Raw genomic sequence first — 11,267 nt, 5'->3', positions numbered from 1 at the left:
GAGATTTCCCTTTAGCGTAAGCTAAGTAAGAACCCTTGAAGATGACAAGGTTGATAGGTCCGAGGTGGAAGTATGGTGACATATGGAGCTGACGGATACTAATCGTTCGAGGACTTAACCAAAAGAATGTTTACTTGGAGTTTACCTTACATTATCTAGTTTTGAAGGAATAATCCTTTCATTAATAATTGTCTGGTAACTATGGCGAGAAGGTCACACCCGTTCCCATCCCGAACACGGAAGTTAAGCTTCTCAGCGCCGATGGTAGTTGGGGGTTTCCCCCTGTGAGAGTAGGACGTTGCCAGGCAGCGCGAAGAACAGCTGAAATAAAGCTGTTCTTTTTTTGTGCATATAAATGGGATCGAAAGCTAAAAGCACATGGGCTTTCACATTACGAAGGGTAAAAGACAATTGATCAGATTGTCTTTTTTATATTTACTCTGAAGAATCTTTTTTTGATGAGCTAAAAAAGTTATAGTGTCTGCAAGCTATTGAAGTAACGTCACTATTTATGAAAATAACTTTTTTTATTAAAGGCTTACCAATAAAAGTGTATTTAGGTACAAATCCACATATTATTGAAAGATAAATGAAAAAGTAACTACCTGTAATTTTAGTACTGTTTAGAAATATAAATGCAGGGAAAAAATAATATATAGAGAATAATTTAATAAAATACTGGTCATCCTAATTGCCTTTCGAAATAAAAAAATATATAATATATTAAAGTCAAATATAGTCAAAGTCAGACGACGTGCATATAAAATAATATTGTAGATTTCAGGAGGGAGGAAAATTTGAGAAACATCTCAGATATTATTGAAGAGTACTTAAAGCAAGTATTGGAATTGAGTAATGAAGAAATTGTTGAAATTAAAAGAAGTGAAGTAGCCAATAAATTTCAATGTGTGCCTTCCCAGATTAATTATGTGATTAATACTCGTTTTACTATTGAAAGAGGTTATTTAGTTGAAAGTAAACGTGGTGGAGGCGGATATATTCGGATCATTAAAGTAAGGCCAAATAATGATATACATTTACTTGATCAAATCATTTCATTAATTGGTGATGCAATTCCTCAAGCACCAGCAGTCGATATCATTAACCGGCTAGTGGAGGAAGATGTTATAACGGATCGTGAAGCAAAATTAATGGAAAGTGTATTAAATCGATCGGTAATTTATATCGAACTACCAGAGCGGGATCAACTTCGAGCGAGAATGCTCAAAGCTATGTTGATGGTACTAAAATACGAATAATTCCCCTATGTAAGAGGTGAAAATCATGCTTTGTCAAGAATGTCAGAAACGACCTGCAACCTTGCATTTTACAAAAATAAATAATGGTGAGAAAACAGAAGTCCATCTGTGTGAACATTGCGCAGGAGAAAAAGGGGATTTCTTTATGTTTAACCAATCACCTAGTTTAACTATTAATAGCTTGTTGGCAGGTTTATTTAATGTACAACCAAGTTTTCAGCAGGAACAGCAAAATAAAGATTATCAAGCAAACGAATTGGTTCAATGTGATAAGTGCGGAATGACATTTTCCCAATTTTTAAAAGTAGGACGATTTGGATGTGCACATTGCTATGAGGTATTTGAAACGCAATTAACTCCAATTTTAAGAAGATTACACGGGGGTAACTGGAAGCATAGCGGAAAAATCCCTCAACGATCCGGTGGTACGTTCCATCTCAAGAAAAAAATTGACATATTAAAGGAAACGTTGCAAACACTCGTTGTAAACGAAGAATTTGAAAAGGCAGCGGAAATACGTGATGAAATTCGATCAATTGAGAAGTTGATGCAAGAAGGAGGGAACTAGAAATTGTCTTTAGAGAAATTTTTAACCCAGTCAAGAAGTTCTTGGATGAACGGTAACGGTCCGCAATCCGATATTGTATTAACATCAAGGATTCGATTAGCGAGAAATCTAAAGAATAATTTATTCCCGACGATTTTTACTCCTGAAGATGCAAAAAATGTTCTCCAACAAATTGAAGATACTTTGCCACTATTGACGTTACATCCATTAAAGGATATTGAAATTTTGAAAATGGAGAAATTGCAACCATTGCATAAAAGAGTATTAGTCGAAAAACATTTGATTAGCCCAAATTTAGCAGAAGACTCTTCACACGGTGCGTGTTTACTAACGCCGAATGAAGAGATTAGCATTATGGTGAATGAAGAGGATCATATTCGAATACAATGTATTTTCCCTGGATTACAATTAAATGAAGCATTAAGTTTAGCGAATGCGGTGGATGATCAACTAGAGCAACATTTGGAGTACGCATTTAATGAAGTCAGAGGTTATTTAACAAGTTGTCCAACTAATGTTGGAACTGGCTTAAGAGCATCTGTAATGGTCCATTTACCAGGTTTGGTGATGACTCAACAAATGAGCCAGTTAATCCCTTCCATTAATCAATTAGGTTTAGTTGTGCGAGGAATTTATGGTGAGGGAAGTGAAGCTTTGGGGAATATATTCCAAATTTCAAACCAAGTCACATTAGGTAAATCTGAACAAGATATTATTTTAGATTTAACAAGTGTTGTCGAACAAATAATTGAGCAAGAAAAATCCGCAAGAGAAGTATTGGCTAAAACTTCAGGTCTTCAGCTGGAAGATAGAGTATATCGCTCCTTAGGTATCTTGACAAATAGTAGAATTATGGAATCTAAAGAAGCAGCTCGATGTTTATCAGATGTTCGTTTGGGTATAGATATGGGATATATAAAGGACATACCTAAATCAATTTTAAATGAATTAATGATTTTAACCCAACCGGGGTTTTTACAACAATATGCTGGTGGCCAACTTCGGCCATTTGAACGTGATGTAAGAAGAGCTACATTAATTCGGGAGCGTCTTCTTTTAGGAAAAAATGATTAATTTAAGGGGGCAAAATTATGTTATTTGGCCGTTTTACTGAAAGAGCACAGAAGGTATTAGCTTTATCTCAGGAAGAGGCAATTCGTCTAAACCATAGTAATGTAGGTACCGAACACATCCTTTTAGGATTAGTTCGAGAAGGCGAAGGAATCGCTGCCAAAGCATTATTTGGTATCGGCTTAACGTCGGAAAAAATCCAAAAGGAAGTAGAGAACTTAATTGGTATTGGGAAAGAAAAAACCCAGTCGCCTCCATATACACCAAGAGCAAAAAAAGTAATTGAGCTATCCATGGACGAAGCAAGAAAACTAGGACACTCCTATGTTGGAACAGAACATATTCTTCTTGGATTAATTCGTGAAGGAGAAGGTGTAGCAGCAAGAGTACTAAGTAACTTAGGTGTAAGCTTAAATAAAGCAAGACAACAGGTGTTGCAATTATTAGGTAATAACGAAGCAGGTGGACATTCTAATGGGTCTACTTCTAATGTTAATACACCGACATTAGATAGCCTTGCTCGCGATTTAACCCAAGTGGCGAGAGAAGGTAGCTTAGATCCAGTAATTGGTCGAAGTAAAGAAATTCAACGAGTGATTGAAGTTCTAAGTAGAAGAACAAAAAATAATCCAGTGTTGATTGGTGAACCAGGAGTAGGGAAAACGGCAATTGCAGAAGGATTAGCACAGCAAATCGTAAATAATGAAGTTCCCGAAATACTTAGAAATAAACGTGTAATGACTTTAGATATGGGTACCGTAGTTGCGGGGACTAAATATCGTGGGGAATTTGAGGATCGTTTGAAAAAAGTAATGGATGAAATTCGTCAAGCAGGAAATATTATTCTATTTATTGATGAACTTCATACATTAATTGGTGCAGGTGGTGCAGAGGGTGCTATCGATGCTTCCAATATTTTAAAACCATCTCTTGCAAGAGGAGAGCTCCAATGTATTGGTGCAACCACATTAGATGAATATAGAAAATATATTGAAAAGGATGCAGCTCTTGAGCGGCGTTTCCAACCGATAATGGTTGATGAACCATCTGTAGAAGAATCCATTCAAATACTAAAAGGGCTTCGCGATCGTTATGAGGCACATCATCGTGTTGCAATAACGGATGAAGCAATTGACGCTGCTGTCCGGTTATCCGATCGTTATATTACCGACCGTTTCTTACCAGATAAAGCAATCGATTTAATAGATGAGGCAGGTTCCAAGGTACGACTTCGCAGTTTTACAACGCCTCCTAATTTGAAAGAGCTAGAAGTAAAATTAGAAGAAGTAAGAAAAGAAAAAGATGCCGCCGTTCAAGGCCAGGAATTTGAAAAAGCAGCCTCCTTGCGTGACATGGAGCAAAGACTCCGTGAACAATTAGAGGATACGAAGAAAGTGTGGAAAGCAAAACAAGGAAAAGAAAATAATGAAGTAACAATAGAAGATATTGCAAATGTTGTTTCCAGTTGGACTGGTGTACCAGTGTCAAAGCTAGCTCAAACAGAAACAGAAAAACTATTAAAATTAGAAGAAATTCTTCATTCTCGTGTCATCGGTCAAGATGAAGCTGTAAAGGCTGTATCAAAAGCGGTGCGAAGAGCAAGAGCGGGATTAAAAGATCCAAAACGTCCAATTGGATCCTTCATTTTCCTTGGACCTACTGGTGTAGGGAAAACGGAATTAGCAAGAGCACTTGCGGAGGCGATGTTTGGTGACGAGGATGCGATGATCCGAATCGATATGTCCGAGTACATGGAAAAACATTCCACTTCCCGTCTTGTTGGTTCCCCTCCTGGATATGTAGGGTATGATGAAGGTGGACAATTAACAGAGAAGGTTAGAAGAAAGCCGTATTCCGTTGTCCTTTTAGATGAAATAGAAAAAGCACATCCAGATGTTTTTAATATTTTATTACAGGTTTTAGAAGATGGACGATTAACGGATTCTAAAGGTAGGACAGTCGATTTTCGTAATACTGTTCTTATTATGACTTCTAATGTTGGTGCATCGTCATTAAAACAAAATAAATATGTTGGATTTAATATACAAGATGGTACCCAAGATTATAAAGATATGAAAGATAAAGTAATGGAAGAGTTGAAGCGTGCATTTCGTCCAGAATTTCTTAATCGGATTGATGAAATCATTGTTTTCCATTCACTTGAAAAACAACATTTACAAAATATCGTAACATTATTATCCGATACATTAATCAAACGATTAAAAGAGCAAAATATTGAACTAACATTAACAGATGCGGCACGGGAAAAAATTGTTGATTTTGGTTTTGATCCTGAATATGGTGCGAGACCATTAAGAAGAGCTATTCAAAAGCATATTGAAGATTTATTATCTGAGGAATTATTAAAAGGTGCCGTGACGCAAGGACAGAAAGTAACCGTTGATGTAGAAGATGGAGAATTCAAAGTGAAAACGAATGTTTTTTCCTGAGCGGTAGAATAATTTAATAAAGTATCTAACAAAGGAGGCAACTCACCTAATGAAACATAGTACTTTAGTGGGTTGCCTCTCCCTATTACGGTATGGGAAAATATAATTAATTCACATAAGGGTAGCGGCAAAAATTTGATTGCGCAATCTTTAGAAATTTAAAGGGGAAAAGTAATGGCAAAGATTAAGACAAAGTTTACTTGTCAAAAATGCGGCTATGAATCTCCGAAATGGCTAGGGCGTTGCCCAAGTTGTAATGAATGGAATTCATTCGTTGAGGAAATTCAAGAGGTAAAAGGTAATCGTCGTGTAGCGTTTAATCATACGTCAACAACCGTTGGTGGGCAAAAGGCAACTCCGATTACGAAAATTGAATCTAAGCAGGACCCAAGAACATTAACGGATTCTAGGGAATTAAATCGCGTGTTAGGTGGCGGAATTGTTGGTGGTTCCCTAGTGCTAATTGGTGGGGACCCAGGAATTGGAAAATCTACACTCCTCCTTCAAGTATCCAATCAGCTTGCCAATAAGGGTGAAAAAGTCATCTATATTTCCGGAGAAGAATCGGTAAAACAAACGAAATTAAGAGCAGACAGACTCGGTGTATTATCCGATAACTTATATGTATTTTCAGAGACAAATCTTCTTATTATTGAACAGACAATCCAAGAATTACAACCCAACTTTGCTATTATAGACTCCATTCAAACAATTTATCATCCAGATATCACCTCTGCACCTGGATCTGTTTCCCAGGTAAGAGAATGTACAAGTGAAATGATGAGGATTGCAAAAACAAATGGAATTCCAATATTTATCGTTGGGCATGTTACGAAAGAAGGAGCCATCGCTGGTCCAAGACTGCTAGAGCATATGGTGGATACCGTTTTATATTTCGAAGGAGAACGGCATCATACATTCCGGATACTACGGGCAGTTAAAAATCGCTTCGGTTCTACTAATGAAATTGGTATTTTTGAAATGAAGGAGTCCGGTCTGGAAGAGGTAGAAAATCCGTCCGAAATCTTTTTAGAGGAACGCTCGCAAGGTGCTTCTGGCTCTACTGTTGTTGCATCGATGGAAGGAACAAGACCCATCCTTGTGGAAATCCAAGCATTAATATCGCCGACAACCTTTGGGAATCCGCGGAGAATGGCAACGGGAATCGATCATAATCGAGTATCCTTGCTGATGGCTGTGTTAGAAAAGCGGGTAGGCTTACTATTACAAAATCAAGATGCCTATTTAAAGGCAGCAGGTGGAGTGAAATTAGATGAGCCGGCAATTGATTTAGCTGTCGCAATCAGCATCGCCTCTAGCTTCCGTGATCAGCCAACAAGAGCTACGGATTGTTTTATTGGCGAGGTTGGTTTAACCGGGGAAATAAGAAGAGTTTCGCGAATTGAGCAACGGGTAAAAGAGGCAGAAAAATTAGGATTTAAACGAATTTTTGTTCCGAAAAATAATATAACTGGCTGGCAATCGAACTCACAATTAGAGTTAATTGGAGTTTCAACCATTCGTGAAGCGCTACAAATGGCATTAGATTAACAGATAATATAATGGAAAATGCATTCTATATTTCAAAAAACTAACATTTTCAAAATAAAAATGTAATATTACGTTTCAAAAGAATTTATTTGTTTATAATGTAAACAAGGAGGTGAAAAAAACAGTGCTAACACGAATTGTGCAAGCTTGTTTTTTATTAATTGGCGGGACTTTAGGCATTCTATTATTGCCATATTTATATGTAGTGGCAAGTATAGAGGATATTACCTTTATAAATAATCCGTATGTAACAGCAATTTTAGGTGCTATTATATTTTATATTATTAGTTTTTGGGCAGTTCAGCATGTAGTAAATCTGATTAAATGGTTTGAAGAAACAATGGTAAAAGCACCGATTCTAGATTTGCTATTTGGAACAATAGGCTTAATAGTAGGATTAATTGTAGCATTTTTAATTGGGTTTGCATTAAATGCCATTCAGTTCCCGGTTCTTAATGAAATAGCTCCAATAGTCTTAACGCTATTATTTGGTTATTTAGGATTTCAAGTTGGATTTAAAAAGAGAGATGAATTAATCAATCTTTTTACGAATCGAAGTGGAAAGAAAAAAGTAATCGAAGAAGATGCAAACAAAAAAATTGGGTATTTAAAGATATTAGATACAAGTGTAATTATTGACGGGCGAATTGCGGACATTTGTCAAACTGGCTTTTTAGAAGGAACGATTGTCATTCCGCAATTCGTATTAGAAGAGCTGCAACATATTGCTGATTCTTCCGATGTATTAAAAAGAAATCGTGGGAGAAGAGGCTTGGATATTCTTAACCGGATTCAAAAAGAATTATCAATCAAGGTAGAAATTTATGAAGGTGATTTTGAGGATATTCAGGAAGTAGATAGTAAACTTGTGAAGCTAGCAAAGTTAACAAATGGCACGGTAGTTACAAACGATTTCAATTTAAATAAAGTTTGTGAATTACAAAAGGTGCAGGTGCTAAACATTAATGATTTAGCAAATGCTGTGAAACCAGTAGTTCTTCCAGGAGAAGAAATGGTTGTCCAAGTCATCAAAGATGGGAAAGAACAAAATCAAGGGATTGCCTATCTAGATGATGGAACAATGATTGTAGTGGAAGAAGGCAGAAACTATATTGGTAAAACGATTAATGTACTAGTAACGAGTGTGCTGCAAACTTCAGCTGGGCGAATGATTTTTGCCAAGCCCAAACTATTAGAAAAAGCATTATAATATAAGGGGAGATTCATTTGTTTTTTAAATGAACTCCCCTTATATTAATATATAGAGAATAATCTATAAATTTCAGGGGATAAAAGCGAATGGGATATACAGTAGTAATTCCTGCAGCCGGCATTGGAAAGCGGATGGGTGCAGGGAAAAATAAGCTTTTGCTTTCTATAAATGAAATACCAGTGCTCGTACATACATTGAAGGTATTTGAACAAGACGATTGGTGTCAATCCATTGTGCTTGCAGTAAATGATGCGGATCGTAAAGATATCCATACATTTATTAGTCGTTACAGTTTAAAAAAAATCAAAACGATGGTCAAAGGTGGCAAGGAGAGACAGCATAGTGTGTATGCTGGGCTACAAAGTATCCAAGAGGAAACGATTGTTTTAATTCACGATGGGGCAAGACCATTTATAAAGCAATCGCATATTCATCAATTAGTGGAAGCGGCAAAAGCCCATGGGGCGGCAATTTTAGCCGTACCAGTGAAGGATACCGTAAAGAAAGTAGAAAATGGGTATGTGCAGGGAACAATCAATCGTGATACATTATGGTCGATTCAAACACCGCAAGCTTTTTCATTGGCATTGATTAAGCATGCGCATATAATGGCAGAACAGGACCAATTCATCGGTACCGACGATGCAAGTTTAGTGGAGCGACTAGGTGAAAAAGTCATTATTGTTGAAGGTGATTATGATAATATTAAAATTACGACAAAAGAGGATCTCTATTTTGCTCAAGCTATTTTATCGAAAGAAATGAGGTAGAACTTCGGATTTAAGTAAGGAGGGGTTATTTATGTTTCGAATTGGACAAGGCTATGATGTGCATCAATTAGTAGAAGGTCGTCCTTTAATTATAGGTGGAATAACAATTCCAAATAATAAAGGGCTACTAGGTCATTCGGATGCAGATGTATTACTCCATGCCATTACAGATGCCTGTTTAGGTGCAGTAGGGCTTGTAGATATAGGAACGCATTTCCCGGATACAGATCAAACCTTTAAGGATGCAGATTCCAGTGTCTTATTAAAGCAAGTGTGGGAATTAGTGAAAAAAGAGGGCTATCAGCTTGGAAATCTAGATTGCACTATTATTGCCCAAAAACCAAAAATGGCGCCATATATCGACCAAATGAAGGAGCATATTGCTGAATTATTAGAGGCAGAGCTCTCTCGAGTAAATGTAAAAGCGACTACTACAGAAAAATTAGGGTTTACCGGAAGGGAAGAAGGAATTGCCTCTCTTGCGGCAGTACTTTTAGAAAAAGTAATATAGTTTTTTTCTTCAAACTTTCCAGGAATAATAATTTACAATGATTTTATTTGATGTACAATGAAAAAGGTATTTATTTTTAACTATTAAAAAAAGATATATATAGCTTGAAAAGAAAATTGGAGGGTAAAAAACAATGAGCGAAATTCGCGTACGTTATGCGCCGAGTCCAACAGGACATTTACATATTGGAAATGCTAGAACAGCGTTATTTAATTATTTATTTGCACGGAATCAAAAGGGAAAATTTATTATTCGCATTGAGGATACAGACCAAAAGCGAAACATTGCTGGCGGAGAAGAAAGCCAATTGAAATATTTAAAATGGCTAGGAATGGATTGGGATGAAGGTGTCGATGTAGGTGGTAAATACGGACCTTATCGTCAATCAGAACGAAATGATATTTACAAAAAATACTATGATGATCTTTTAGATCGTGGACTTGCTTATAAATGCTATTGTACGGAAGAAGAATTAGAAAAAGAACGGGAAGAGCAAATTGCTCGCGGTCAAATGCCTCGCTATTCTGGAAAATGCCGTCATTTGACTAAGGAAGATCAAGAACGGTTAGAAGCGGAAGGAAGACAACCAAGTATTCGATTCCATGTACCAGCTGGGAAGGTTTATGCATTTAAGGATATGGTTAAGGATGAGGTTTCCTTTGAATCGGATGGTATCGGTGATTTTGTTATCGTTAAAAAGGATGGAATCCCAACCTATAATTTTGCGGTAACAATTGATGATTATTTAATGGAAATCACTCACGTACTTCGTGGAGATGACCATATCTCAAATACACCAAAACAATTAATGATTTACGAAGCATTTGGATGGAAAGCACCAATCTTCGGTCATATGACATTAATTGTTAATGAAAGTAGAAAGAAATTAAGTAAACGGGATGAGTCCATTATTCAGTTCATAGAGCAATATGAAGAGTTAGGCTATCTTCCAGAAGCGTTATTTAACTTCATTGCACTTTTAGGATGGTCTCCTTCTGGGGAAGAAGAAATTTTCTCTCGGAAAGAGTTCATTGAAATTTTTGATCCAGCAAGACTTTCCAAATCTCCAGCATTATTTGATAAGCAAAAATTAACTTGGACAAATAATCAATACATGAAAAAATTGGATTTAGATAAAGTAGTAGAATTAGCATTGCCGCATTTAATAAAAGCTGGCCGTGTGTCAGAGCATCCAACCGAAGTTGAATTGGAAATGGCAAGAAAATTAATTGCTTTATATCAAGAACAGATGAGCTATGGGGCAGAAATTGTTGAGCTGTCAGAAATCTTCTTCAAAGATGATATTGCTTACGAAGGGGAAGCAGCGGAGGTTTTAGCGGATGAAACAGTACCGCAAGTACTTCAAGCATTTGTTCAGGAATTAGAAGCACTAGAAGTATTTGAAGCGGCGGAAATTAAAGGTGCAATTAAACGAGTGCAAAAACAAACCGGACAAAAAGGGAAGAAATTATTTATGCCAATCCGTGTAGCGGTTACTGCTGAAACACATGGACCGGAACTTCCGAATACAATTGAAGTATTAGGGAAGGATAAAGTAATTAAACGAATTCAAGCACTTTTGAGTTAACATTTAGCTGAAAATATAATATATTAGTTTTACAAGATAGATGTGAATATAGTTAATGCGTTGAAGAGGAGAAGTAAATAATGATGTTCTATCAGAGAGGGTCACCTTGGCTGGAAGTGACCTAGAGCGGAATTATTGAAATGCACCTCGGAGTCCTTTATTGAACAACAGTGTATTAGTAAATAAAGGCGGTTCCCTACCGTTATTAGGCAGAGTGGAGACTTATTTATCTAACATATAGTCTAAACAGAGTGGAACCGCGTGAAAGCGTCTCTGTCTTATTGAC

General features: G+C 36.6%; 9 protein-coding genes, 2 rRNA genes and 1 other annotated feature. All 11 genes read left to right on the top strand.

All coding sequences use genetic code 11. The annotated features are described in order from the left end of the window. Nucleotides 1-122 (top strand): 23S ribosomal RNA (locus tag OEV98_RS17160); the annotation flags it as partial. A 69-nt stretch (nucleotides 123-191) separates the two neighbouring features. After that, nucleotides 192-307: ribosomal RNA gene (gene rrf, locus OEV98_RS17155) — 5S ribosomal RNA — on the top strand. A gap of 490 nt (nucleotides 308-797) precedes the next feature. After that, nucleotides 798-1,259: a CtsR family transcriptional regulator gene (locus OEV98_RS17150; RefSeq protein WP_263074579.1), complete on the top strand. Its 462-nt coding sequence runs from the start codon at nucleotides 798-800 to the stop codon at nucleotides 1,257-1,259. Between the two features lie 25 nt (nucleotides 1,260-1,284). Next, entirely contained in the window at nucleotides 1,285-1,827 is a 543-nt protein-coding gene (locus OEV98_RS17145; RefSeq protein WP_263074578.1) for a UvrB/UvrC motif-containing protein, read from the top strand. 3 nt (nucleotides 1,828-1,830) lie between these two features. Then, nucleotides 1,831-2,901, top strand: coding sequence for a protein arginine kinase (locus tag OEV98_RS17140; protein WP_263074577.1), 1,071 nt, complete (start codon nucleotides 1,831-1,833; stop codon nucleotides 2,899-2,901). A gap of 17 nt (nucleotides 2,902-2,918) precedes the next feature. After that, entirely contained in the window at nucleotides 2,919-5,348 is a 2,430-nt protein-coding gene (gene clpC, locus OEV98_RS17135) for an ATP-dependent protease ATP-binding subunit ClpC (protein WP_263074576.1), read from the top strand. A 174-nt stretch (nucleotides 5,349-5,522) separates the two neighbouring features. Then, a complete protein-coding gene (gene radA, locus OEV98_RS17130; protein WP_263074575.1) occupies nucleotides 5,523-6,899 on the top strand; it encodes a DNA repair protein RadA in 1,377 nt (458 codons plus the stop codon). Between the two features lie 124 nt (nucleotides 6,900-7,023). Beyond that, on the top strand, nucleotides 7,024-8,109 hold the full coding sequence (locus OEV98_RS17125; RefSeq protein WP_263074574.1) for a PIN/TRAM domain-containing protein: 1,086 nt from the start codon (nucleotides 7,024-7,026) through the stop codon (nucleotides 8,107-8,109). Between the two features lie 89 nt (nucleotides 8,110-8,198). Then, a complete protein-coding gene (gene ispD / locus OEV98_RS17120; protein ID WP_263074573.1) occupies nucleotides 8,199-8,882 on the top strand; it encodes a 2-C-methyl-D-erythritol 4-phosphate cytidylyltransferase in 684 nt (227 codons plus the stop codon). A 31-nt stretch (nucleotides 8,883-8,913) separates the two neighbouring features. Next, complete coding sequence (gene ispF / locus OEV98_RS17115) at nucleotides 8,914-9,393, top strand: 2-C-methyl-D-erythritol 2,4-cyclodiphosphate synthase (RefSeq protein ID WP_263074572.1); 480 nt, start codon at nucleotides 8,914-8,916, stop codon at nucleotides 9,391-9,393. A gap of 133 nt (nucleotides 9,394-9,526) precedes the next feature. Continuing rightward, nucleotides 9,527-10,981 carry a glutamate--tRNA ligase gene (gltX, locus tag OEV98_RS17110; protein ID WP_263074571.1) on the top strand — a complete coding sequence of 485 codons (1,455 nt, stop codon included), beginning with the start codon at nucleotides 9,527-9,529 and terminating at the stop codon, nucleotides 10,979-10,981. A gap of 51 nt (nucleotides 10,982-11,032) precedes the next feature. Further along, nucleotides 11,033-11,259, top strand: a binding site (T-box leader). The last annotated feature ends 8 nt before the right edge of the window (nucleotides 11,260-11,267 follow it).

It is taken from the genome of Perspicuibacillus lycopersici (assembly GCF_025660475.1).
GTDB lineage: Bacteria > Bacillota > Bacilli > Bacillales > Caldibacillaceae > Perspicuibacillus > Perspicuibacillus lycopersici.
The sequence above is the reverse complement of the archived record's forward strand: the minus strand, read 5'-3'. Positions and strand labels throughout refer to the sequence as shown.